At 69.8% G+C, this 23494-nt stretch carries 17 protein-coding genes, 1 tRNA gene and 2 riboswitches; of the genes, 7 read left to right on the top strand and 11 right to left on the bottom strand.

The genetic code is table 11. The annotated features are described in order from the left end of the window. Positions 1-36: 36 nt before the first annotated feature. From GQ56_RS0102035 to GQ56_RS0101990, 10 genes are all read right to left on the bottom strand, one after another. Positions 37-1128: a glycosyltransferase family 9 protein gene (locus GQ56_RS0102035; protein WP_152601608.1), complete on the bottom strand. Its 1092-nt coding sequence runs from the start codon at positions 1126-1128 to the stop codon at positions 37-39. Positions 1129-1130: 2 nt separating this feature from the next. After that, positions 1131-2834: a thiamine pyrophosphate-binding protein gene (locus GQ56_RS0102030; protein ID WP_031397052.1), complete on the bottom strand. Its 1704-nt coding sequence runs from the start codon at positions 2832-2834 to the stop codon at positions 1131-1133. Between the two features lie 236 nt (positions 2835-3070). Continuing rightward, the gene (locus tag GQ56_RS0102025; RefSeq protein ID WP_031397051.1) at positions 3071-4459 is read right to left on the bottom strand and encodes an L-serine ammonia-lyase; all 1389 of its coding nucleotides are present in this window, start codon (positions 4457-4459) and stop codon (positions 3071-3073) included. Between the two features lie 30 nt (positions 4460-4489). Further along, a complete protein-coding gene (locus tag GQ56_RS0102020) occupies positions 4490-5626 on the bottom strand; it encodes an alginate lyase family protein (RefSeq protein ID WP_031397050.1) in 1137 nt (378 codons plus the stop codon). Positions 5627-5777: 151 nt separating this feature from the next. Further along, positions 5778-8705, bottom strand: coding sequence for an aminomethyl-transferring glycine dehydrogenase (gene gcvP, locus GQ56_RS0102015; RefSeq protein ID WP_031397049.1), 2928 nt, complete (start codon positions 8703-8705; stop codon positions 5778-5780). A gap of 65 nt (positions 8706-8770) precedes the next feature. Beyond that, positions 8771-9151 carry a glycine cleavage system protein GcvH gene (gcvH, locus tag GQ56_RS0102010; protein WP_031397048.1) on the bottom strand — a complete coding sequence of 127 codons (381 nt, stop codon included), beginning with the start codon at positions 9149-9151 and terminating at the stop codon, positions 8771-8773. A 114-nt stretch (positions 9152-9265) separates the two neighbouring features. Then, a complete protein-coding gene (gcvT, locus tag GQ56_RS0102005; protein WP_031397047.1) occupies positions 9266-10384 on the bottom strand; it encodes a glycine cleavage system aminomethyltransferase GcvT in 1119 nt (372 codons plus the stop codon). A gap of 84 nt (positions 10385-10468) precedes the next feature. After that, positions 10469-10602: riboswitch (glycine riboswitch) on the bottom strand. 34 nt (positions 10603-10636) lie between these two features. Then, a riboswitch (glycine riboswitch) is annotated at positions 10637-10739 on the bottom strand. Positions 10740-10852: 113 nt separating this feature from the next. Next, positions 10853-11212 (bottom strand): hypothetical protein, encoded by a 360-nt coding sequence (locus GQ56_RS0102000; protein WP_031397046.1) that lies wholly within the window; start codon positions 11210-11212, stop codon positions 10853-10855. 181 nt (positions 11213-11393) lie between these two features. After that, positions 11394-12446: an oxidoreductase gene (locus GQ56_RS0101995; protein ID WP_031397045.1), complete on the bottom strand. Its 1053-nt coding sequence runs from the start codon at positions 12444-12446 to the stop codon at positions 11394-11396. A gap of 347 nt (positions 12447-12793) precedes the next feature. Next, positions 12794-13501, bottom strand: coding sequence for an SGNH/GDSL hydrolase family protein (locus GQ56_RS0101990; RefSeq protein ID WP_031397044.1), 708 nt, complete (start codon positions 13499-13501; stop codon positions 12794-12796). Between the two features lie 277 nt (positions 13502-13778). Between GQ56_RS0101990 and GQ56_RS0101985 the strand changes: the two genes are divergently transcribed. Beyond that, positions 13779-15866, top strand: coding sequence for a UvrD-helicase domain-containing protein (locus tag GQ56_RS0101985; protein WP_031397043.1), 2088 nt, complete (start codon positions 13779-13781; stop codon positions 15864-15866). Positions 15867-15991: 125 nt separating this feature from the next. On the opposite strand, the gene GQ56_RS0101980 is transcribed toward GQ56_RS0101985, so the two are convergent. Continuing rightward, positions 15992-16909: a c-type cytochrome gene (locus GQ56_RS0101980; protein ID WP_031397042.1), complete on the bottom strand. Its 918-nt coding sequence runs from the start codon at positions 16907-16909 to the stop codon at positions 15992-15994. Between the two features lie 251 nt (positions 16910-17160). Between GQ56_RS0101980 and GQ56_RS0101975 the strand changes: the two genes are divergently transcribed. The 6 genes from GQ56_RS0101975 (at position 17161) to GQ56_RS0101945 (ending at position 23485) form a co-directional block, all read left to right on the top strand. Next, a tRNA-Arg gene (locus GQ56_RS0101975) sits at positions 17161-17236 on the top strand. 212 nt (positions 17237-17448) lie between these two features. Next, positions 17449-17778: a helix-turn-helix domain-containing protein gene (locus GQ56_RS0101965; RefSeq protein ID WP_031397041.1), complete on the top strand. Its 330-nt coding sequence runs from the start codon at positions 17449-17451 to the stop codon at positions 17776-17778. Positions 17779-17967: 189 nt separating this feature from the next. After that, complete coding sequence (locus GQ56_RS0101960; RefSeq protein WP_031397040.1) at positions 17968-19590, top strand: TIGR04222 domain-containing membrane protein; 1623 nt, start codon at positions 17968-17970, stop codon at positions 19588-19590. A 429-nt stretch (positions 19591-20019) separates the two neighbouring features. Beyond that, positions 20020-20763 carry an LbetaH domain-containing protein gene (locus tag GQ56_RS0101955; RefSeq protein WP_031397039.1) on the top strand — a complete coding sequence of 248 codons (744 nt, stop codon included), beginning with the start codon at positions 20020-20022 and terminating at the stop codon, positions 20761-20763. Between the two features lie 25 nt (positions 20764-20788). Next, positions 20789-22729, top strand: coding sequence for a tetratricopeptide repeat protein (locus GQ56_RS0101950; protein WP_031397038.1), 1941 nt, complete (start codon positions 20789-20791; stop codon positions 22727-22729). A 93-nt stretch (positions 22730-22822) separates the two neighbouring features. Next, complete coding sequence (locus GQ56_RS0101945; RefSeq protein WP_031397037.1) at positions 22823-23485, top strand: acetyltransferase; 663 nt, start codon at positions 22823-22825, stop codon at positions 23483-23485. Positions 23486-23494: the final 9 nt, after the last annotated feature.

The following is a 23494-nucleotide window of genomic DNA, read 5'->3' as shown; positions in this document are numbered from 1 at the left end:
GGGAACGGTGCGGCCGGCGCGCCGCGCCGGGGCGAATCATCCGGTCGGCGTCGCGGCCGTGCGCGGCAACGGCCAGGCGATCGCGTTCCAGTCGATCGCCCGGTAAGCGGCTTCGACCGCCGCGAGATCGGCCGGCTGCTCGCTGCGATGCACCCCGCGCAATTCGACCGGCATGTCGAGCGCGACCGCCACGCAATGCGGATAGTCGCGCACGCGCAGCACCGGCCCGATCGTCGTGAAGCACGCGAGCGTCGGCACGTCGAAACCGTCCGCGAGATGCGGCGCGACCGTATCGGACGCGAACAGCAGGCTGGCGCCCTTGATCCACGCAATGAGTCGTGCGATATCGAGGGGCGCCCCGGCACTCACGTCGAGATACGCGGGATGCGCGACGGGCCCGAACCCGACCACCGGCAATCCGTAGCGCTGCACGAGCAGCTCGACGAACGACGCACGCAGCGCGGGCGGCACGCTGCGCACCGCGGTGGTCGCGGTCGAGCAGAACAGCGCATACGGGCGCCGCCATCCCGACGGCAACCCCGGCAGCGGCAGCCGCGCGAGCCAGCGGTTGCGCTTGGCCGACGCCGGTATCGACGCGGGTTCCACGCCGAGCGCGTCGAGGAAGAAATCGATCATCGGCAGCCGCGCGAACGCGGGCCAGTACAGGTGATTGCCGACGTCGACGCACGGCGCACCCGCGGGCAGCGCGTCAGCGGGGCAGGGCAGCGCGCGCGACGGCGCGACGACGCCGGCCGCGAGCGTGTAGAGCGCGTCGACATAGTGCGGCGCGCGGGCCGGCCGGTACAGCGTGAAACACAGGCCCGGATGTGCCGCCCGCAGCGCGGCGAGGGCCGTGAGCCCGATCACCGAATCGCCGAGCGTGACGCCCATCCCGTTGATCACGTGCACGTGCCGTGCGCCGTCGTAGTCGAGCCGGAACGGCCGGGACGCGGCATGCAGCAGGCCGCAGGCGGGCGCGGCCGGCACATGGCCGACGGCGCGCACGTTGTCTTGCTCGAGGTCGTAAGGCGCGACGAGCGTGCCGTCCGGCGCGAGCAGCGTGCCGGGGAGCGCGAGCGCCTCGTCGTGCGACAGCACGACGGCGGGCGGCGCGGCACGCGTGCCCATGGTCAGCCGTCGCGCGCGCGGCGGCCCTGCTCGCGAATCTGTTCGAGCGTCGCGGCCGGCGTGCTGGCGTTCTGCGGAATGCGGATCTCGATCAGCGCGGGCCGTCCGCAGGTCAGCGCGCGTTCGAGCGCGGGCGCGAAATCGGCGGTGCGCTCGACCGTCTCGCCATGCGCGCCGAACGCGCGCGCATAGGCGGCGAAATCGGGGTTCGTGAGCCCCGTGCCATGCACGCGCCCCGGATAGTTGCGCTCCTGATGCATGCGGATCGTGCCGAAATGCCCGTTGTTGACGACGATTGCGACGATGTTCAGCCCGTACTGCATCGCGGTCGCGAGCTCGTTGCCGGCCATCATGAAGCAGCCGTCGCCCGCGAGCGCGACGACGGTGCGCGACGGATACAGCGACTTCGCGGCGAGCGCCGCGGGAAGCCCGTAGCCCATCGCGCCGCTCGTCGGCGCGAGCTGCGAGCGGAAGTGACGGTACGCGAAGTGGCGGTGCAGCCAGATCGCGTAGTTGCCGGCGCCGTTGGTCAGGATCGCGTCGTGCGGCAGGCGCTCGCGCAACTGCACCATCACGTCGCCGAGCTGGACGTCGCCGGGCATCGGCAGCGGTGCATGCCATTCGCGATACGCGCGATGCGCGTCCGCGGCCGTGCCGGCCCAGGCGGGCCGCTCGGGCGGTTCGAGCGCGGCGAGCGGCGCGGCGATCTCGGGCATCCCCGAGACGATCGGCAGGTCGGCCGCATACACGCGGCCGAGTTCGTCAGCGCCCTGGTGCACGTGGATCAGCGTCTGGTGCGTCTTCGGGATGTCGAGCAGCGTGTAGCCGCCGGTCGTCGCCTCGCCGAGGCGCGGCCCGATCGCGAGCAGCAGGTCGGCGTCGCGGATGCGCTTCGCGAGCGCGGGATTGATCCCGAGCCCGACGTCGCCCGCGTAATTCGGATGCGCGTTGTCGATCGTGTCCTGATAGCGGAACGCGCAGGCGACCGGCAGTTGCCAGCGCTCGACGAAGGTGCGCAGGTTCGCGCACGCGTCGGGCGTCCAGCCGCTGCCGCCGACCAGGGCGAACGGCCGCTCCGCGCGTGCGAGACGCTCGCGCAGCTCGTCGATCTGCGCGGCCGACGGCGCGGCCGCGACGCGCTTCGCGGCCGGCACGACGGGCTGCGCCGCGCATGCGTCCGACAGCACGTCCTCCGGCAGCGCCAGCACGACCGGGCCGGGCCGGCCGGAGGTCGCGACGTGGAACGCATGGCTCAGGTATTCGGGTACGCGGAGCGGGTCGTCGATCTGCGCGACCCATTTGGCCATCTGGCCGAACATCCGCCGGTAGTCGATTTCCTGGAAGGCTTCGCGGTCGAGGTGCTCGCGCGCGCACTGGCCGATGAACAGGATCATCGGCGTCGAATCCTGGAACGCGGTGTGCACGCCGATCGATGCGTGGGTCGCACCGGGCCCGCGCGTGACGAACGCGATGCCGGGGCGGCCGGTCAGCTTGCCGACGGCCTCGGCCATGTTCGCGGCAGCCGCCTCGTGGCGGCAGACGATCGTCTGGATGCGCTCGGTATCGTCCGACAGCGCATCGAGTACGGCGAGGAAACTCTCGCCCGGCACGCAGAACACGCGTTCGACGTGATTGGCGAGCAACGCATCGACGAGCAGTCGCGCGCCGGTGGTGGCGCGCGGCTCGACATCCTTGGAATGCGACATGGGCTGCCGTCTCCCTGGGTAGCGGGATGTACAGCTTACGCCTGTCGGCGGGGCGCTGAAAAGTGTCGGACCGCGGCTTGATCCGGACACTGCGTCGCCATGTCGCTCGGCGCCGCCCGCGTGACCTGCCACGGGCGGGATTTTTGCCGGCCATCCGGGGCTGCGGCCGGAGAACCGGCCGAACGGCCGGCGCTAACGCGGGGAGGCGATTTCCCCGCGTGGCCGCCGTCTCTGCGTCAGCACTCGACGATGTTCACCGCCAAGCCGCCGCGCGACGTTTCCTTGTACTTCGTCTTCATGTCGGCGCCCGTCTCGCGCATCGTCTTGATCACCGAGTCGAGCGACACGTAGTGCGAGCCGTCGCCGCGCAGCGCCATGCGGGCCGCGTTGACGGCCTTCACGGACGCCATCGCGTTGCGCTCGATGCACGGGATCTGCACCATGCCGCCGACCGGGTCGCAGGTGAGGCCGAGGTTGTGCTCCATCCCGATCTCGGCCGCGTTCTCGACCTGCCGGGGCGTGCCGCCGAGCACGGCCGCGAGCGCGCCGGCCGCCATCGAGCACGCGACGCCCACTTCGCCCTGGCAGCCGACCTCGGCGCCCGAGATCGACGCGTTGAGCTTGTAGAGAATGCCGATCGCGGCGGCCGTCAGCAGGAAGTCGATCACCCCCTGCTCGTTCGCGCCGGGCGTGAAGCGGGTGTAGTAGTGCAGCACGGCGGGGATGATGCCGGCCGCGCCGTTGGTCGGCGCGGTGACGACCCGGCCGCCGGCCGCGTTTTCCTCGTTGACCGCGATCGCGTACAGGTTGATCCAGTCGATCATCGACAGCGGGTCCTGCAGCGCACGCTCCGGGCTGCCCGTCAGCGTGCGGTACAACTGCGGCGCGCGGCGCTTGACCTGGAACGGGCCGGGCAGGTTGCCGTCGGCGTCGGGGTTGCCGATCCCGCAGCCGCGCGACACGCACGACTGCATCACGGCCCAGATCCTGAGCAGCCCGTCGCGCGTCTCGGCCTCGGTGTGCCACGCGCGCTCGTTTTCCCACATCAGCTGCGCGATCGACTTGCCGGTCGATTCGGTCAGTGCGAGCAGCTCCGCACCGGTGCGGAACGGATGCGTCATCTGCTCGGCCGCGCTCAGCACCTTCGTGTTCGGCGCGCCGGCCGTCACGACGAAGCCGCCGCCGACCGACAGATAGGTGCGTTCGACCAGCACCGCGCCGTTCGCGTCGCTCGCGCGCAGCTTCATCCCGTTCGGATGCTCGGGCAGCGCCTGGCGGTAGAACGCGATGTTTTCCTTCAGCACGAACGGCACCGGATGCGTGCCGAGCAGCGCGAGCGTCTTCGATTTGCGGACGTGCTCGAGCCGAGCGTCGACCGTGCCGGGATCGACGGTGTCGGGTGCGTCGCCGAGCAGGCCGAGCATCACGCCGCGGTCGGTGCCGTGGCCCTTGCCGGTGGCGCCGAGCGACCCGTACAGTTCGACCTTCACATGGGCCGTGGCCGCGAGCAGCCCGTCGCGCTCGAGGCCCTGGACGAACATCAGCGCCGCGCGCATCGGCCCGACCGTGTGCGAGCTGGACGGACCGATGCCGATCTTGAAGAGGTCAAAGACGCTGACTGCCATTTCGATACCTGCCTTGCTATAAGAGTAGTGCTAGCGCGCCTGCAGGGGCAGGCACGCGGCGAGCCATGCGGGCGGCGTTGGGGAAAGCTGCTGCGCGACGCGGGCATAGCGCCCGTCGAGCCGCGCGGCCAGATGAAAGAGTTCGGTGGCGTTTTTCGGGTCCCACTGCCCCGTGTAGCCGGGCAGGCCGGCCTCGCGGCGCTTCGCGTCGAACGGCACCGGCGAATTCACGAATTCCTCGTGCGTCTTCTCGCCGCGCGCATACGGCACGAGCCAGTCGAGCGCGGCCGCGAGCGTCGCGCCGTTCGTGCCGCGCTCGCGCAGCCAGTTGCGGTTGAAGCGGCGCGCGGCGAGCGCGGCCGTGACCAGCGGCTGCAGGTCGTAGACCGCGTAATGCAGCGCGTCGCGTTCCTCGAAGTCCCACGTCTTGCCGTCCGGGCCGATGTTGTCGGCGAGATGCTCGACGAACAGCCGCTGCGCGGCGTTCATCATCTTGCGATCGCCGAGCGTGAACGCGGACAGCGCGATCAGCTTGATCCGGTGGCTCTGCCAGTTGTTGCGCCAGGTGCCCGTGAGCGGGCGCTTCTGCGCGTCGATCTGCGCGACATAGCCGGCGCCGAGCGTCGCGATGAATGCTGCCGTGGCGTTGCGGGTCTTGACCGGCAGCGCGCTCGCGGTCATGTCGTACGCGACGATCAGGCTTTCGAAGCGCGTCTCGTCGATCGGATTGAAGCTCGGCTGGTAGGTCGTGACCCACGCGGACAGGAAGCGGTCGACGAGCTGCAGGTAGCGCGGCGCGTTCGTCACGCGCCACGCGAGCGCCGCGTCGCGCATCAGGTCGAGATCCTTCAGCGCGGCGGCGCTCTGGTCGTAGATGCCTTCGTGCGGCAGCGTGCCCTCGGTGTGCACGCGCGCCATCGCCTTCGGCTGCTCGCCGATGTGCGCGTCGACGCTGCGAATCAGCGCCTGGACGCCCGGTTCGGCCTGCGTCGTCTCGCTCGCCTGCAGGGCCGGCGCCGCGCAGAAATTCATTGCCGCGCGCGCGCAGCCGGACGCGCCGAGGCCGGCTGCGGCAAGCGACAGCGACGCGACGAACATCGGTACGAAGCGGCGCGCGCGCGGCCGCTGCCCGGTTGCACCCTGGCCCGGAAACATCGGACGCACCATGCGGAACTCCTTCATTGGCTGGATCGCGTGTGATGTTAGCCGGATTGGCGGGTGAACGTGAGCGGCTTCGCGCGGCGAACGCAAAAACCGCACGCAACACTGCGTTGCGTGCGGTGCGGTCACCATCGGACGGCTCCGGGCCGGGCGTGCGTTATGCGTATTCCGACATCGGCACGCACGAGCAGAACAGGTTGCGGTCGCCATAGACGTTGTCCGCGCGGCCGACCGGCGGCCAGTACTTGTTCGTGCCGAGCGACGCGACCGGGTACGCGGCCTGCTCGCGCGAGTACGCGTGCGGCCACGCGTTCGCGGTGACGACGGCCGCCGTGTGCGGCGCGTGACGCAGCGGGTTGTCCTCGCGATCGGCGCGGCCTTCCTCGACCGCGCGGATTTCCTCGCGGATCGCGGTCATCGCGGCGATGAAGCGGTCGAGTTCCTCCTGCGATTCCGATTCGGTCGGCTCGACCATCAGCGTGCCCGGCACCGGGAAGCTCATCGTCGGCGCGTGGAAGCCGTAGTCCATCAGGCGCTTCGCGACGTCGTCGACGGTGATGCCGCTCGACTCCTTGATCGGGCGCAGGTCGAGAATGCACTCGTGCGCGACCAGCCCGCCGGGGCCCGAATACAGCACCGGGTAGTGCGGCGCGAGACGCTTCGCGATGTAGTTCGCGTTGAGGATCGCGGTTTCGGTCGCGGCGGTCAGGTTCTTCGCACCCATCATCGCGATGTACATCCACGAGATCGGCAGGATCGACGCCGAGCCGTACGGCGCGGCCGACACCGCGCCGATGCCGTCTTCCGCGCGCGTGTAGCCGGTCGAACGCTGGTTCGGCAGGAACTTCGCGAGGTGCGGGCCGACCGCGACCGGGCCGACGCCCGGGCCGCCGCCGCCGTGCGGGATGCAGAAGGTCTTGTGCAGGTTCAGGTGCGATACGTCGCCGCCGAACTGGCCCGGCGCGGTCAGGCCGACCATCGCGTTCATGTTCGCGCCGTCGACGTACACCTGGCCGCCGTGCGCATGGACGATTTCGCAGATCTCGCGGACGTTCTGCTCGAACACGCCGTGCGTCGACGGATACGTGATCATGATGGCCGCGAGGTCCTTCGCGTGCTGCTCGGCCTTCGCCTTCAGGTCGGCGATGTCGACGTTGCCCTGCTCGTCGCATGCGACGACCACGACCTTCATGCCGGCCATGTGCGCGGATGCCGGGTTCGTGCCGTGCGCGGATGCCGGGATCAGGCACACGTCGCGGTGGCCTTCGCCGCGCGACGCATGGTACGCGTGGATGATCAGCAGGCCCGCGTACTCGCCCTGCGAGCCCGCGTTCGGCTGCAGCGACACGGCCGCGTAGCCGGTGGCCGCGACGAGCATCTGCTCGAGCTGGTCGATCATTTCGCGATAGCCTGCGGTCTGCTCGGCCGGCGCGAACGGGTGGATGCCGCCGAATTCGGGCCACGTGACGGGCAGCATTTCCGACGTCGCGTTCAGCTTCATCGTGCACGAGCCGAGCGGGATCATCGAGCGGTCGAGCGCGAGATCCTTGTCCGACAGGCTGCGCAGGTAGCGCAGCATTTCGGTTTCGGAATGGTGGCGGTTGAACACGTGGTGCGTCAGGTATGCGCTGGTGCGTTCGAGGCCGGCCGGCAGCGCGGCGAGGCCGCCGAGGCCCGCGTCCAGCGCGTCGACGGCCGGCGCGGTGCCGCCCGCGGCCTGCGCGAACACGGCGAGCAGGTCGGCGAGGTCGTCGCGTGTGGTCGTTTCGTCGACCGACACGCCGACGCGCGTGTCGCTCACGCGGCGCAGGTTGATGCGCTTCTCGTTCGCGAACGCGTGGACCTGCGCGGTGCGCGCGCCGGTGTCGATCGTCAGCGTGTCGAAGAAGGTGTCGTTGACGGTCGTGAAGCCGAGCTGCTTCACGCCCGCGGCGAACAGCGCCGCGATGCGGTTCACGCGCAGCGCGATCGTCTTCAGCCCGTGCGGGCCGTGGTAGACCGCGTACATGCTGGCCATGATCGCGAGCAGCGCCTGCGCGGTACACACGTTCGACGTGGCCTTCTCGCGGCGGATGTGCTGCTCGCGCGTCTGCAGCGCGAGGCGCAGCGCCGGCTTGCCCTGCGCGTCGACCGTCACGCCGACGAGGCGGCCCGGCATCTGGCGCTTGAATTCGTCACGCACCGCGAGGTAGGCGGCGTGCGGGCCGCCGAAGCCCATCGGCACGCCGAAGCGCTGCGTGTTGCCGATCGCGACGTCCGCGCCCCAGTCGCCGGGCGGCGTCAGCACGGTCAGTGCGAGCAGGTCGGCCGCGACGACCACGTGGCCGCCGGCCGCGTGGATCGCTTCGGTGAGCGCGCGGTAGTCGCGCACGTCGCCGTTCACGCCCGGGTACTGCAGCAGCACGCCGAACGCGTTCGCCTGCGCGGCGTCGGCGGCCGGGCCCGTCTTCACCTCGATGCCGACCGGCAGCGCGCGGGTGCGGATCACCTCGAGCGTCTGCGGCAGCACGTCGTCGGCGACGTAGAACACGTTCGATGCCGGCTTGCCGGTGCGTTGCAGCAGCGTCATCGCTTCGGCGGCGGCGGTGGCTTCGTCGAGCAGCGACGCGTTCGAGATCGCGAGGCCCGTCAGGTCGGCCACCATTTGCTGGAAGTTCAGGAGCGCCTCGAGGCGGCCCTGGGAAATCTCGGGCTGGTACGGCGTGTAGGCCGTGTACCACGCCGGGTTTTCGAGCACGTTGCGCAGGATGACGGCCGGCGTGTGCGTGTCGTGGTAACCCTGACCGATATACGAGCGGAACACCTGGTTCTTGTCCGCGAGAACCCGCAGTGCGGCGAGGGCTTCGGCCTCGCTCTTCGGCTGCGCGAACGGGCCGAGCGGCAGCGTTTCGGCGCGGCGGATCGAGGCCGGGATCACGGCGTCGATCAGGGCGGCGCGCGACGCAAAGCCGAGCGTGTCGAGCATGGCCTGCTGGCTGGCGGCGTCGGGGCCGATGTGGCGTTCGGCGAACGCGTCGTGCGTTTCGAGCGCGGCGAGCGAGAGGGGCGTGCGGTTCATCAGGCGGTCCGGGTGTTCGAGCTTCATGGCGTGACTCTGGTCCCGCGCGGAGCGGGGCGGCTGACCGGCCCCGCGCGGTTCGGGTAGGGAAATTAGTCGATCAGCTTGCTGTAGGCGGCGGCGTCAAGCAGGCTGTCGGTCGATGCGCCGGCGGCGAGCTTGATCTTGAACAGCCACGTGTCGTACGGGTCGCTGTTCACTTCCTCGGGCGTGTCGACGGCGTCCCCGTTGATGGCGGTCACCTCGCCCGACACCGGCGAAAAGATGTCCGATGCGGCTTTCACGGATTCGACGACGCCGATCGCGTCGCCTGCCTTCACCTGCTTGCCGACGGGCGGCAGTTCGAGGAATACGATGTCGCCAAGCGTGTTCTGCGCGTGATCGGTGATGCCGATCGTCAGCGTGCCGTCTGCCTCGGTGCGGATCCACTCGTGTTCGTCGGTGTATTTCAGCTCGGCCGGGACGTTGCTCATCGGTTGCTCCTGATAAAAGGGTGTGTTCGTTCTGCTGGCGCGCCGCCGGGGCGTGCCGGGTGGGGTTGCGCCGGGCGCCATCTCCCGGCTTTCCGGGAGGCGGGCCCCCGGCCGTTACGCAGCGAGGACCTTGCCGTTGCGCACGAACGGCAGTTTTACCACGCGCGCGGGAAGATTCTTGTCTCGAATTTGCACCTGGACGGTGTCGCCGATCTGGACGGCTGCCGGCACGCGCGCGAACGCGATCGACTCCTGCATCGACGGCGAGAACGTGCCGCTCGTGATCTCGCCTTCGCCGTGCGGCGTGACGACCTTCTGGTGCGCGCGCAGCACGCCGCCCGCCTTGCCGTTTTCCTTCTGCAGGATCAGGCCGACGAACGCGGCGCGGGTGCCGTTTGCCTCGAGTGCGGCGCGGCCGACGAAGTCGCGCGGCGCGCCGAGGTCGACCGTCCAGGCGAGGCCGGCGTCGAGCGGGGAGACGGTGTCGTCCATGTCCTGGCCGTACAGGTTCATGCCGGCCTCGAGGCGCAGCGTGTCGCGCGCGCCGAGCCCGCAGGGGCGCACGCCGTTCTGCTGCAGCGCGTGCCACAGCGCCTCGACATGCACGGCCGGGACGATGACCTCGAAGCCGTCTTCACCGGTATAGCCGGTGCGTGCGACGGTCAGATCGCCGAACGGCGTGCCGGCGACCTGCGCGGCGTTGAACGGCTTCAGCTCGCTCGTCGCGGCGCGCGCGGCGGGCACCGTCGTCCAGACCTTTTCGCGGGCGTTCGGACCCTGTACGGCGACGATCGCGAAATCGCTGCGCGGGGCGATCGTGAGGCCGTAGCCGCCTTGCTCGTTCAGCTGGTTGAACCACGCGATGTCTTTCTCGGCCGTGCCGGCGTTGACGACGACGCGGAAGAATTCTTCGGTGAAGTAGTAGACGATCAGGTCGTCGATGACGCCGCCCTGCGGATTGAGCAGGCACGTGTAGAGGGCCTTGCCGGGCGTCTTGAGCTTGCCGACGTTGTTCGCGACCGCATGCTCGAAGAACGTGCGCACGCGGCTGCCGGTGAAATCGACGACGCGCATGTGCGACACGTCGAACATGCCGGCGTCGGTGCGCACGGCTTCGTGTTCTTCGATCTGCGAGCCGTAGTTGACCGGCATGTCCCAGCCGCCGAAGTCGACCATGCGGGCATTGAGCGCGCGGTGCGCGGCGTTGAGCGGAGTTTGGTTCAGTGCAGTCATCGAGGCCTCAGGCAAGGCGCTTGCGCGCGGATCAGAACGGCCATGCGCCGATCGCCGCGGCCGATGGCCTGCGAGCGATCCGGTACATGCCCCTCTGTCCTCGATACCTGAGAGATTGCGCCGCCGGCCAGGCCAGGCGAACGCGCGCCCCTTCGGTGGGCAGCTTGCCCGCGCAGCCTAGGCGCTGCGGGCTACTGCCGCTCTCCAGAGTGCGGGGAGAGTGTGGCCCGCGCGATGCGCGGACGCGATTCCCCGACGCGGTCGGTCCTTTTGCCTGAGAGTTTGCGGGTGTGCCCCTTCGGCGGCGCAACCGGTGCTGAAACAGCACGGTCGCACGCTCTCCCGACGCGTGCGGGCGACTGTACGCGAGCGGGTGGGCCTTGTCAATTTGAGCAAAAGAATGTCGTTTCGCGACAAGCGGCGGCACCCGGTGCCGCCGCTTTTTCCGCTCCGGCGGGCGCCGGTGCGTTACTCGCCGATCGCGCGCGCGGCCGTGTCGAGTTCCTGGTTCAGCACGCGCTGCTCGTCGCCGGACAGGCCGCCGCCGTGCTGCGCCGACATGTCGTTCGATTCCTGGCGGATCACGTCGAGGCGGTGGTGCAGCTGGGCGCCGTAGGGCGGCGGGTAGTAGCCGGCATTGACGCGCGCGTCGATGCGGTGGTGCAGGTTATCGATCCGGCCCTGGATCTGTTGCAGCCGCTCGTTCGCGACGACCTGCGGGTTCGGCCGCGGCTGCGCCGGATGCGGCTGCGGAGGGGGCGCGACGACGCAGGCCGCCAGCGTGGAAACCAGAGCGCAGCACGCCGCTGCGCGAATCAACCGTTGCATCCCATTCTCCTGATGATTGTGTTGTGTGTTTCGTCGACTTTTTGAGAAACGCGCCAGACGGGCCGGCGGCTGACTGTCGTTCCCGTCCCATTTGTAACGGAATGTTCCGGCCGCGCGCCCCTGGCCCGGCCGCGCGCGGCCGGATTGGGTGGCATGCGGCGTGCCGCCGTCCGGCGGCCGGTCAGACCGCGCGCCGGACGAACGGCAGCCGTCGGCCGTCGTGTTCGCTCTGCGCGGCGAGCTCGATGACCGTCATCACGTCGACGGCGTCCTGCGCGGTGACGGGGAACGGCGCGCCGTCGCGGATCGACGCGGCGAGCGCGCGGTAGAACTCCGCGTACTGGCCGTCGAGCGTCGGCACCGGGCGCTCGACCTCGATGTCGCCGTCGAGCACGCGCAACAGGCCGGGCGGGTTGCCGCCGCCGAATTCGACGTCGTCCGCGGTGAGGCCGGCCTTGAGCTGGTCTTCCTGCGTATCGAGCCCGAATTTCTGATAGCTGCCGCGAGTGCCGTGCAGCGTGAAGCGCGCCGGCTCGATCGCCGACAGTGCGCTCGCATGCAGCGCGACGTCCTTGTCCGGATAGCCGAGCAGCAGGTGCACGAAATCGGGCGCCGTGCCGTTGTCGCGGCGCGTCTTGACGGTCGCGCCGACCGTTTCCGGCAGACCGAACAGCGCGAGCGCCTGGTCGATCAGATGCGGGCCGAGATCGAGCAGCAGGCCGCCGCCGCGGGCGGGTTCCTCGCGCCAGCGCGTGCGCGGCGTCGGCCGGAAGCGGTCGAAATGCGATGCGAAATAGGTCAGCCGGCCAAGCTCGCCCGATTCGACGATGCGGCGCACGGTGAGGAAGTCGCCGTCCCAGCGGCGGTTGTGGAACGGCGCGAACAGCCGGCTGCGCGCGTTCGCGAGCCGTGCGAGCGCGAGCGCCTCGTCGGCGGTGAGCGTGACGGGCTTGTCGACCACCACGTGGCGGCCGGCTTCGAGCACCTGGCGCGCGAGCGCGAAGTGCGTGTCATTCGGCGTGGCGATCACCACGCACTCGATGTCGTCGAGGCCGAGCAGCGTGTCGAGGTCGGCGACGATGCGCGCGCCCGGATAGGCGGCCTGCGCGCGATCGGGCTGCCCCGTCGCGATCGCGGCGACTTCAGTGCGGCCGCTCGTGGCGATCACGGGCGCGTGGAACGTCGCGCCGGCGAAACCGAAACCCATCAAACCAATCCTGAGCAATGACGACATGGCAATCCCTGGCTGCGAAGGAAACTAAAGGACGGTGCGCCGAGACGGCGCGTGGACGACCGGCTATTTTGGCATGGCGCCGGCGCTCGCACCGACGGGTTCGGGCGAAATGCGCGGTGCGATGCCGCGTTTGCGCAAGGAACGCCGGCATGTTGCGCGCGACTGCGCGGCGGGGGCGCTTGCCGAGTGGCGTCGGGTACGGCGGGCGCACGACAGGCGCACGGCAAGCGCACGACAGGTGCACGGCAAGCGCACGACAAGCGCACGACAAGCGCACGACAAGCGCGGCGGCGGGGTTGCGGCGGGGGTGCGGCAGGGGGGGCGGGGGGGGGCCGCGCCGCCCCGCGTCACGCGTTCACGCGTCGCAGCACGGCCGTGGCGACCTGCCCGGCCCACGCCGAGCAGGCGGCCGCGCCGGGGTGGAAACCGTCGGCGGCCATCAGGTGGCGCTCGAGCGGCAGCGCGACGCGCAGGAACGTGCAGTGCGGCTGCGTGGCGGCCCAGCCGGCGAGCGCCGTGTTGAGCCGCTTCGCGCGCAGCCCGAGATACCACGCGAGCGGCTGCGGCAGCGCCGGGAAGCGCTCCATCGGCGGCACCGCCGACAGGATCGCGTGCCCGACCCGGAAGCGCGCGGCGAGCAGCCGGACCAGTTCGGCCTGCTGCGCCTGCCAGCGGGCCGGCGGCACGCCGCCCGTCACATCGTTGACGCCGAGCGACGTGACGGCCACGTCGAACGGCTCGGCGGGCTCGGCGGCGAGCCAGTCGACCAGTTCCCGCGTGGTGAGCCCGGTGCGCGCCAGCAGCTTCCAGCGCACGCGGTGCGTGGCCGCGAGCGTGTGCACCAGCTGCCCGGACAGCGCGTCGCGCTGCGTCGCGACGCCGACGCCCGCGGCGGCGGAATCGCCGACCACGAGCACGCGCAGCGGCGGGCCGTCGCCGGCCACGCCGTCGCGCGGGCCGGCCGCCTCGGGCAGCCGCGGCGTGACGCGGCGCACATAGCGCCCCTGCGCGAACAGCAGCGGGCCGAGGGCGGCGGTGGCGAGCGGGTATCCCATGATGTCGATCCGGTGGCGGTTCAGGCGGGCCGGCGCGCGGCGCCGCCGGGGTGAACATATTGTGGCCGATCGGCGCGCGAACGGGGCCGGATTGGCCGAACGGACAGGGGGCGGCCGGCCGATCGGCCCGCGCGGCCCCGCCCGGCGGCGCTTCGGAAAAGCGCGCCGCCGACGTGTTAACATGCGCGTCCTGCCCGCGTGTCCGCCTGCTTCGCCAGCCCGTCGCGCACGGCATCCTCCCGGCGTCCCGCCGTCAACCGCAACACCATCCGCCATCATGTCCGCAGGCCTCAATCCCGCCCAGAACGAAGCGGTGCGCTACCTCGACGGTCCCTGTCTCGTGCTCGCCGGCGCGGGCAGCGGCAAGACCCGCGTGATCACGCAGAAGATCGCGCACCTGATCGAAGCGAAAGGCTTCGAGCCGCGCCACATCGCCGCCGTCACGTTCACGAACAAGGCGGCCGCAGAAATGCGCGAGCGCGTGTCGAAGCTGCTCGAGGGCAAGACGCTCACCACGCCCGGCAAGGAAGGCCGCAAGGTGCCCGTCAACCAGCTCACCGTCTGCACGTTCCACTCGCTCGGCGTGCAGATCCTGCGCCAGGAGGCCGAGCATGTCGGCCTGAAGCCGCAGTTCTCGATCATGGATTCGGACGACTGCTTCGGGATGATCCAGGAGCAGATCGGCACGACCGACAAGGGCCTGATCCGCAAGATCCAGAGCATCATCTCGCTGTGGAAGAACGGCCTGATCATGCCCGAGGAGGCGATGGCGATCGCGGCCAACGAGGACGAGCACCAGGCCGCGCTGGTTTATCGCAACTACGTGGCGACGCTGCACGCGTATCAGGCGGTCGACTTCGACGACCTGATCCGCCTGCCCGCCGAGCTGTTCGCGAAGAACGAGCAGGTGCGCGACCGCTGGCAGAACAAGCTGCGCTACCTGCTGATCGACGAGTACCAGGACACCAACGCGTGCCAGTACGAGCTGCTGAAGCTGCTCGCGGGCCCGCGCGCCGCGTTCACGGCCGTCGGCGACGACGACCAGGCGATCTACGGCTGGCGCGGTGCGACGCTCGAGAACCTCGCGCAGCTCGGCAAGGATTTCCCGAAGCTGCACGTGATCAAGCTCGAGCAGAACTACCGGTCGACGGTGCGCATTCTCACCGCCGCGAACAACGTGATCGCGAACAACCCGAAGCTGTTCGAGAAGAAGCTGTGGTCCGAGCACGGGATGGGTGATTCGATCACCGTCACGCCGTGCAACGACGAGGAGCACGAGGCCGAATCGGTCGTGTTCCGGCTGTCCGCGCACAAGTTCGAGCGGCGTGCGCAGTTCCGCGACTACGCGATCCTGTACCGCGGCAACTTCCAGGCGCGGATCTTCGAGCAGGTGCTGCGGCGCGAACGGATCCCGTACGTGCTGTCGGGCGGCCAGTCGTTCTTCGACAAGGCCGAGATCAAGGACCTCTGCGCGTACCTGCGGCTGATCGCGAACGCCGACGACGATCCCGCGTTCATCCGCGCGATCACGACGCCGCGCCGCGGGATCGGCAACACGACGCTCGAAGCGCTCGGCTCGTTCGCGGGCCAGGCGAAGGTGTCGCTGTTCGAGGCCGTGTACATGGGCGGCATCGAGGCGCGGCTGTCGGCGCGGCAGGTCGAGCCGCTGCGGATGTTCTGCGACTTCATCCAGCGGCTGACCGAGCGCGCGGACAAGGATCCCGCCACCGTCGTGCTCGATGACATGATGGAGGCGATCCACTACGAGGCGTACCTGTACGACGCGTTCGACGAGCGGCAGGCGCAGTCGAAGTGGCAGAACGTGCTCGAATTCCTCGAATGGCTGAAGCGCAAGGGCACCAAGCCCGAGACGGAGGCCGTCGACGGCGAGGCGGAAGGCTTCCACAACGCGGACGGGCTCGCCGATACGGGCAAGAACCTGCTCGGCCTGATCCAGACCGTCGCGCTGATGTCGATGCTCGAGGGCAAGGACGAGGATCCGGACGCCGTGCGGCTGTCGACCGTCCATGCGTCGAAGGGGCTCGAGTATCCGCACGTGTTCCTGGTCGGGGTCGAGGAGGGCATCATGCCGCACCGCGGCGGCAGCGAGGACGACGGCCCGGTCGACAGCGAGCGGATCGAGGAGGAGCGCCGGCTGATGTACGTCGCGATCACGCGTGCGCAGCGCAGCCTGCATCTGAACTGGTGCAAGAAGCGCAAGCGGGCGCGCGAGACGGTCGTGTGCGAGCCGTCGCGCTTCATCCCCGAGATGGGGCTCGACGACGCGCCGCCGCCCACGCCGGAAGAAGCGCCGATGTCGCCGAAGGACCGGCTCGCGAGCCTGAAGGCGTTGCTGCAGAAGTGATGCGGTGGCGCCGGCGGTTCGACGGACCGCCGGTTCGCTGGCCCGTTGCCGGTTAGTCCGGCACCAAAACGAAACCCCCGCGATGCGTGTGCCTCGCGGGGGTTTTTTACTGGCCGGCGCCGGCGTTACTTCGATGCGTTGACCATGTAGTCGACGGCCGCCTTCACGTCGGCATCCGACGCGTTCGACCCGCCCTTCGGCGGCATCGAACCCTTGCCGTGCAGCGCGTAGTTGTAGACCGTGTCCATCGAGTCCTTCAGGCGCGGCGCCCAGTCTTCCTTGCTGCCGAACTTCGGCGCGCCGAGTACGCCGGCTGCGTGGCAGGCCTGGCAGACCGACGAGTACAGCGCCTTGCCGGCCGATGCGGCGTCGGCGCTGGTCGGCGCGGCCGCGGGTGTTGCGCCGGCCTTCGGGATCGCGGCGATCGCGGCCTGCGCCGCGGCGATTTGCGCGCTGGCGGCGTCGGCGGTGTCCGATGCGCCGGTCGCGCCTGCCGCGCTCGTAGCGGTCGCGCCGCTGGCGGGCTGCGCCGCGTTGGCGGTCGGTGCGGCCGGTTCGGGGAAATTCGCGCCGTCGTTGTTCGCCATGTAGACGATCGTGCGGGCGATTTCATAGTCGCTGACGTCGTCGGGGTTCGTGCCGCCGCGCGGCGGCATCGCGCCCTTGCCGGCGAGGGCCGTTTTCAGCAGCGTGTCGAAGCCTTGCGAGATGCGCGGCGCCCAGTCGTCCTTGTTGCCGAACTTCGGTGCGCCGGCGGCGCCCGTGCCGTGGCAGGTCACGCAGACGGCCTTGTAGACTTCCTCGCCGGTCTTGTACGTGCGGGGCGCGTTGGCGTCCTTCACGTCGACCTGCGCGAGCGGGGCGATGCGGGCGGCGACCTGTTCGTCGGAGAGGGCATCGGTGCCGGCGCCCAGACGGAACGCATGGTTCGCATAGTTGGCGAACAGCACGATCAGGATGATCGGAATCGCGAACGACGCGATGATGACGGCGATCAGTTGCCCGGGAGTTTTGACGGGAGATTCGTGGGGTGCTTCGCTCATGCTTGCCTCGTCTCCGTGAATAGGAATTGTGAGCGCGGTGCAACGGCAAATGGCAGTCTAATGAAGCACGGACGATTATAGACGGAACGTTTACATCACGGCGAGCGGCGCGATGGCGCGTGTTTACCCGCACCCAGCATGGCCCGGCGGGGTTTCAGCGGGCGAGGTGGACGCGTCATTGGAAACCGGGTATCCTTGCCGTCTTGCCAATCGTGGGCGGTCCGTATATTGGGGTCGCTTCACTGTCACAGGCGCCCGTAGCTCAATGGATAGAGTACTGCCCTCCGAAGGCAGGGGTTGCTGGTTCGATCCCAGCCGGGCGCGCCAAAAATTGCCACTCCAGGCTTTCCGCGGTTCCGCCGCGTCGCAGTTTTCCCGTTTGCAGTAACATTCCGGCCGGTTTGGCGGCTTCCGATCGCGTGCGCATCCGGTTGGTTCGATTCCGGTTCGACGTGCCCGAAGCCTTGTCCGAGGCGCCGATCGACAATATCGGCGGAAACGAGGAATAGCCGCGTCGCCTCGCGGGCGGCGCTCACCGCATGAGCAAATCACTCCCCATTCAGTTCATCAACGGGCCGGACGGCGCGCCGGCCTTCGTCGTGATTCCGTACGCCGACTATATGGCGCAGCAGTCTGCCGCACGCGATCCGGTTCCGCACGAACTCGTGACGCGCGCCGTGTTCGACGGAAGCTCTCCGGCACGTGCGTGGCGCGAGTATCTCGGGTTGACGCGGACCGAGGTAGCACGACGGATCGGCATCAGCCGGGCGGACTACGCGAAACATGAAAAGCGCGGGAAGCTGCGCAAGTCGATGCGCAAGAAAATCGCGGCGGCGCTCGACATCACGCCGGCGCAGCTGGATTTCTGACGCGCGTGCCGGCCCGGCACGGCGCACCAGCATCCCAACCACTGCGGCAGCATCCCGCACCCGTATGCTGGTGCCGTGCCGTGCCGTGCCGTGCCGTGCCGTGCCGCGTCACCGTCGTGCGAGAATCCTCCGCAACGACAACTCCAGGCGTCGATCGCGGTGGCCGTCCGCGCGTCGCGCCGACTTCAGATGGCTGCCATCCCGTCTCCCTCGACCGCTGTCGACGCCAGCACCCTGACCGACGCACAGCAGGCGTTGCTCGCGCGTCTGCTTGCGTATTCCCCCGACGACCCGGACGCGCTGCTGCCGTACAGCCGGCGCCTTGCCGAAGCCGAAGGCTGGTCGCATGCGCACGCGCTGGCCGTGATCGACGAATACAAACGCTTCGCGTTGCTCGCGCAGATTGCCGGGCACCCGGTCACGCCGTCGGTCGCGGTCGATGCCGCGTGGCATTTCCATCTGCAATACACGCACGAGTACTGGGACGTCTTCTGCGCCGACGTCCTGCGCGCGAGGCTGCATCACATGCCCGGCACGGGCGCGCCGGACGAGGCCGCCGTGTACGCGCAGCGTTACCGCGACACGCTCGACAGCTATCGCCGGCTGTTCGGCTGCGAGCCGCCCGCGTCGATCTGGCCGCCGCCCGCCGGCCTGCGCGCCGCATCCGGCGCGCGGCAGCCGGAACCGTCGGCGAGTGCGCCGGCCGCCTCGCCTGCCCACCGGACCTGGCGCGACCGGCTGCCGGCACTCGCGTGGGCGGCCACGGCCGCGAGCGTCGCCGCGAGCTGCGCATCGGCGCAGGACTTCAACGTGCTGAACTACACGGGCCCGCAGTTCCTGGCGTTCTACGTGCCGGCGTGCGTCATCGCGTTGCTGCTGATCGCGGCGCTGCAGGCGATCGAGTTCCGGCGCCGCCGTTGGGGCGGGCGCACGCGCAAGGCGTCGTCCGACCTGAGCGCCGACGAAGTCGCGTATCTCACCGGCGGCGAGGCGCGGGTCGCGCAGGTCGTGACGCTGTCGCTCGCGCATGCGGGCGCGGTCGACCTGTGGACGGTCCCCGGGCAGGGCGGCTACGTGAGGATCGGCGATCCGGACCGCGCGGGCCGGCATGACGACCACTGCGCGTGGCTCAAGGAGCAGCCGTCCGGCACCGTGCGTTACGACCTGTTTCGCAAGCGGCTAGCCGGTTACGCGAAAGAGGTCGCCGACGGGATGCGTGCGCAGGGCTGGCTCTGGGCGCCCGGCGAGATGCGCGCGTCGCGCATGGCCGCGCGCGCGATCGTGCTGCTCGTGCTCGGCGTCGGCGCCGCGAAGCTGGCGGTCGGCCTGAGCCGCGGGCGGCCCGTGCTGCTGCTCGTCATCTGCATGGTGGTGTTCGCGATCGCGTACCGGATCGTCGCGCGGCGCATGACAGGCTTCGGCCGGGGCGGCGCGACGGCTGCCGGGCGGGCCCTGCTGCTTGCGCGCCGTGTCGCGCACGATCCGCGGGCCGCGCGGGACCCGCAGCAAACATCGGATACGCACGGCTCGCAACCGGCGCAGGATCGCGAACGCGGCGATCCGGACCCGTTGCTGTGGACTGCCGCGCTGTTCGGCGCGAATGCGCTGGCCGGTACCGCATGGTCGGCGTACTCGAACACGATGCTGGCCGCGTCGCGGATATCGTCGATTGCCGCCGTGAAAGCCGGCAGCGGAGGTTCGTTCGATTCGTCCGACAGCAGTTGCTCGTCGTCGAGCTGCAGTTCGTCGAGTTCGTGCAGTTCCAGCTCGTGCAGTTCGAGCAGTTGCGGCGGGTGTTCGTCGAGCAACTGAGCGCGCGTCGCGCCTGCGTAGGAGGCGAACGCAGGCGGCGCGCCGTCGGTGGCGGCCGCGGCAACGCGCCGTCAGGGCATTGCCGACGGCGCGGGGCGGCCGGATCCAGGCGGTGCTTCTGCCGGTGCCCGGATGTCGCGGCGGCGTGCCGGGTGCGAGCCGTCGAGGGCCGGCTGGTGCGCGCGCCGGCCGTCGCCGAACGCCGGCCCGGGTTGATTGCCCGACCCATCCGGCCCGTGGGCTCCGGATCGTCCCCGCGCCTATCGAGTGAATAGAAGCCAGAACGCCGTTCTTATCCGTTGTAGGTTGCCGCTGCCCGCTTTCTATACTGCATCGTTCATGCTCGCGGTCCATGCGCCGCGGCGTTTCCCATCGCCGTATCGGGCGGCCCGGTATCGAGCCGCCGCAACGGCACACTTGCGACCGCAAATGAACGTTACGACCTCCGACGATTGTATTGGCGTGCTGCCTGACCATCCGTGGTCGAAGCACTTCATCGTGCTGGGCTACCGCGATGGCGCCCTGTCGACGATTCCGAACAATTTCTTCCGCAACTGGCTCGATGAAGAGGCGCAGGTCGGCACCTTTCATATCGGGCGTTGCTCCTTGCTCGGCGTGGGCTCGATCGTCAAGTACGACCAGGGCGTGCAGAAGCTCGTGATCGGCAAGAACGTGGCCGGCGGCCTGCGCCTGCGCTTCCTGCTGAACGGTCAGCACGAGATCGGGACCATTTCCACGACCCTGTTCAGCATCTTCGGCAACGGCCTCACGAATGCGTCGATGCCGCAATACGAGGACACCGTGATCCACAACGACGTGTGGATCGGCGACGAAGCGCTGTTCCTCGGCGGCAGCCAGATCGAGAGCGGGTGCGTGATCGGGGCGCGGGCCGTGATTCCGCCCAATTTCCGCACCGAGGCATACGGAATCTACGCCGGATCGCCGGCCCGGCTGATTCGTTTCCGCTTCACGGAGAAAGTGCGCGAACGGCTGCTGCAGCTCGCGTGGTGGGACATGCCGCTCGACTGGATCAAGCGGCACAACGACGCGTTTCTGATCGACCTCGCCGCCGACGAAGGGCGCGCGCTCGATACGCTCGCGGCACTCCAGGAATCCAAGGACCGTGCCATGAGCCAGCCCGGCCAGCCGGCCGCCTCGGCGGCGCCGGTCTGACCGTCGGTTCGCGCCGCGCAGTGACATGACACCCGTTTCCGACGAAGCCGTATCGATACAACACGCGGCAACCCTGTGCCAGAACGGCCAGTTTGCCGATGCGCTGTCGCGGGTCGTGCCGCTGCTCGACCGGCCGGCGCCCGCCGTCGCGGCGCTGCACATCGCGGCCGTCTGCGCGCTCGGCCTGACCCGGCTGGCCGACGCGGAGGCGTGGTGGCGACGCGCGATCGACGCGATGCCGGCGTTCGAGCCGCCGTACGACGGCCTGGGCGCGCTGCTCGTGTCGCAAGGGCGCCTGGCCGACGCCGAGGCGCTCCTGCGTCGGCAGATCGCGTCCGTCACGCCGTTGCGGGTGTCGCACCATCACCGGTTCGGCAAGGTGCTCGAAGCGCTCGGCCGGCTCGACGAAGCCGAGCAGGCGTTCGGGCAGGCGCTGCTGATCGAGCCGCAGTCCGCCGACGTGCTGACCGACCTCGGCAACCTGCTGCGTGTGCGCGGCCGGCATGCCGAGGCGGAGCTTGCGTACCGGCTCGCGATCGCCGTGCGCGCCGATCACACGCTCGCGCACGCGAACCTCGGCGCGATCCTCGTCGACATGCAGCGGATGCCGGAAGCGGAAGCCGCCAGCCGCCAGGCGCTCGCGCTGTGCCCGGATCATCCCGAGGCGCACTACAACCTCGGCGTCGCGCTGCAGAACCTCGATCGCCTGCCGGAAGCGGAAGCGGCCTATCGCGACGCGATCCGTTGCCGCCCCGGCTTGCCCCAGCCGCACAACAATCTCGGCTGCGTCCTGCGCGCGCAGGGCCGCCACGACGAGGCGACGGCCGTCTTCGCCGATGCGCTGTCGCTCGCACCCGACATCGCCGAGGTGCACTACAACCTCGGCGCCACGTTCGCGCATGCCGGTCGCCATGACGACGCCGAGCGTGCGTATCGCCGCGCGCTGGAGTTGCGCGCCGACTACGGCGATGCGCACTTCGGACTGGCGACGCTGCTGCTTGGTCTCGGTCGGTTCGAGGAAGGCTGGCGGCGTTACGAATCGCGCTACGAACAGGCGGCGTTCGTGCATCGCCGGACCCGCGAGGTGTTGCCGTGCACGCAGTGGCAGGGCGAACCGCTGGCCGGCAAGACGCTGCTCGTCTGGCAGGAGGACGGCCTCGGCGACATGCTGCAGTTCAGCCGCTATTTCCCGGCGTTTCGCACGCGGCAGGCCGCGCGGGTGGTATTCGCGTGCCAGCCCGCGCTGCATCGGCTGATGGAGGCGGTCGACGGCATCGACGCGGTGCTCGATCACGAGACGGCGACGGCGCAGGCGGCGCAGTTCGATTACTGGACAAGCCTGCTGAGCGCGCCGATGCACACGGGCACGACGCTCGACACGATCCCGCCGCCGGTGCGGCTTGCGCCCGATCCGGCCCGTGTCGCGCGCTGGCGCGCGCGTCTCGATGTGCTGCCGGCCGGCCCGCGCGTCGGCCTCGTGTGGAAAGGCAACCCGAAGCATCACAACGACGCGCACCGCTCGCTGCCGTCGCTCGCATTGCTGACGCCGCTGTGGAGCGTGCCGGGCGTGCAGTTCGCGAGCCTGCAAAAAGGGCAGGGCGAGGACGAGGCGTGCCAGCCGCCGGGCGGCCTGCCGCTGCTGCACCTGGGCTCGGAGATCGACGATTTCGCGGATACCGCCGCGATCGTCGCGCAACTCGATCTCGTCGTGTGCGTCGATACGTCGACCGCCCATCTGGCCGCCTCGCTCGGCAAGCCTTGCTGGGTGCTGCTGCCGAATCAGGATGTGGACTGGCGCTGGATGCACGATCGCGACGATTCGCCGTGGTATCCCGGCACGGTGCGGCTGTTCCGGCGCGGGCGCGACGAGAGCTGGATCCGGATGGCCGAGCGCTTGCGCGGGGCATTCGCCGCGCATTTCGCGGCGGGCCGCGCGATGGCGGACGAAACCGCGCGGGCCGTCTGATACGACCACGCCCGCCGTGCGCGTTCGGCGACACGGCATACCGCGGGAAGCCCGGCCCTGCCGTACCCGCGTTTCAGATCAATCGAGGCCCTCGTGGAAAACATCGTCATCATCGGCTCGTCCGGTCACGCCAAGGTCGTGATCGACATCGTCGAGCAGGCCGGCCGGTACCGGATCGCCGGGCTGATCGATTCGTTCCGGCCCCGCGGCGAGGAAACGCTCGGCTACCCGGTGCTGGGTGCCGAGCGCGACCTGCCGGATCTGGTCGACGTGCACGGTGTCGCCGGGCTGCTGGTCGCCATCGGCGACAACCATGCGCGCGAGAAGGTGACGGCCGATCTCGCGGCCCGTGTGCCCGGCCTGCCGTGCGTGTCGGCGGTGCACCCTGGCGCGCGCATCGGCAGGGCGTCGACGATCGGCGCGGGTACGGTCGTGATGGCCGGTGCGGTGATCAATCCGTGCAGCACGATCGGCGACGGCTGCATCGTCAACACGCACGCATCGCTGGACCATGACGGCGTGATGGAGGATTTCTCGAGTCTCGCGCCGGGCGTCGTTACCGGCGGCAACTGCCGGATCGGCCGCGGCGCGGCGATCGGCCTCGGTGCAATGCTGCGGCACCGGATCTCGGTGGGCGAGCACAGCGTCGTCGGCGCGGGCTCGGTGGTGCTGCGCGATGTCGAGCCGTACACGGTCGCGTACGGCAATCCGGCCCGCCGGATCCGCGCGCGGGCGGCCGGCGAGCGCTACCTGTAAGCGCCGCGC

The organism is Burkholderia paludis (genome assembly GCF_000732615.1).
In the GTDB taxonomy this organism is placed as follows: Bacteria; Pseudomonadota; Gammaproteobacteria; order Burkholderiales; family Burkholderiaceae; genus Burkholderia; species Burkholderia paludis.
This window is presented reverse-complemented; position numbering and strand designations above follow the sequence as displayed.

Excerpts from the sequence above, each read along its gene's own strand:
- GQ56_RS0102035 (WP_152601608.1), bottom strand. The coding sequence starts at position 1,128 with ATGGGCACGCGTGCCGCGCCGCCCGCCGTCGTGCTGTCGCACGACGAG.
- GQ56_RS0102030 (WP_031397052.1), bottom strand. The coding sequence starts at position 2,834 with ATGTCGCATTCCAAGGATGTCGAGCCGCGCGCCACCACCGGCGCGCGA.
- GQ56_RS0102025 (WP_031397051.1), bottom strand. The coding sequence starts at position 4,459 with ATGGCAGTCAGCGTCTTTGACCTCTTCAAGATCGGCATCGGTCCGTCC.
- GQ56_RS0102020 (WP_031397050.1), bottom strand. The coding sequence starts at position 5,626 with ATGGTGCGTCCGATGTTTCCGGGCCAGGGTGCAACCGGGCAGCGGCCG.
- gcvP (WP_031397049.1), bottom strand. The coding sequence starts at position 8,705 with ATGAAGCTCGAACACCCGGACCGCCTGATGAACCGCACGCCCCTCTCG.
- gcvH (WP_031397048.1), bottom strand. The coding sequence starts at position 9,151 with ATGAGCAACGTCCCGGCCGAGCTGAAATACACCGACGAACACGAGTGG.
- gcvT (WP_031397047.1), bottom strand. The coding sequence starts at position 10,384 with ATGACTGCACTGAACCAAACTCCGCTCAACGCCGCGCACCGCGCGCTC.
- GQ56_RS0102000 (WP_031397046.1), bottom strand. The coding sequence starts at position 11,212 with ATGCAACGGTTGATTCGCGCAGCGGCGTGCTGCGCTCTGGTTTCCACG.
- GQ56_RS0101995 (WP_031397045.1), bottom strand. The coding sequence starts at position 12,446 with ATGTCGTCATTGCTCAGGATTGGTTTGATGGGTTTCGGTTTCGCCGGC.
- GQ56_RS0101990 (WP_031397044.1), bottom strand. The coding sequence starts at position 13,501 with ATGGGATACCCGCTCGCCACCGCCGCCCTCGGCCCGCTGCTGTTCGCG.
- GQ56_RS0101985 (WP_031397043.1), top strand. The coding sequence starts at position 13,779 with ATGTCCGCAGGCCTCAATCCCGCCCAGAACGAAGCGGTGCGCTACCTC.
- GQ56_RS0101980 (WP_031397042.1), bottom strand. The coding sequence starts at position 16,909 with ATGAGCGAAGCACCCCACGAATCTCCCGTCAAAACTCCCGGGCAACTG.
- GQ56_RS0101965 (WP_031397041.1), top strand. The coding sequence starts at position 17,449 with ATGAGCAAATCACTCCCCATTCAGTTCATCAACGGGCCGGACGGCGCG.
- GQ56_RS0101960 (WP_031397040.1), top strand. The coding sequence starts at position 17,968 with ATGGCTGCCATCCCGTCTCCCTCGACCGCTGTCGACGCCAGCACCCTG.
- GQ56_RS0101955 (WP_031397039.1), top strand. The coding sequence starts at position 20,020 with ATGAACGTTACGACCTCCGACGATTGTATTGGCGTGCTGCCTGACCAT.
- GQ56_RS0101950 (WP_031397038.1), top strand. The coding sequence starts at position 20,789 with ATGACACCCGTTTCCGACGAAGCCGTATCGATACAACACGCGGCAACC.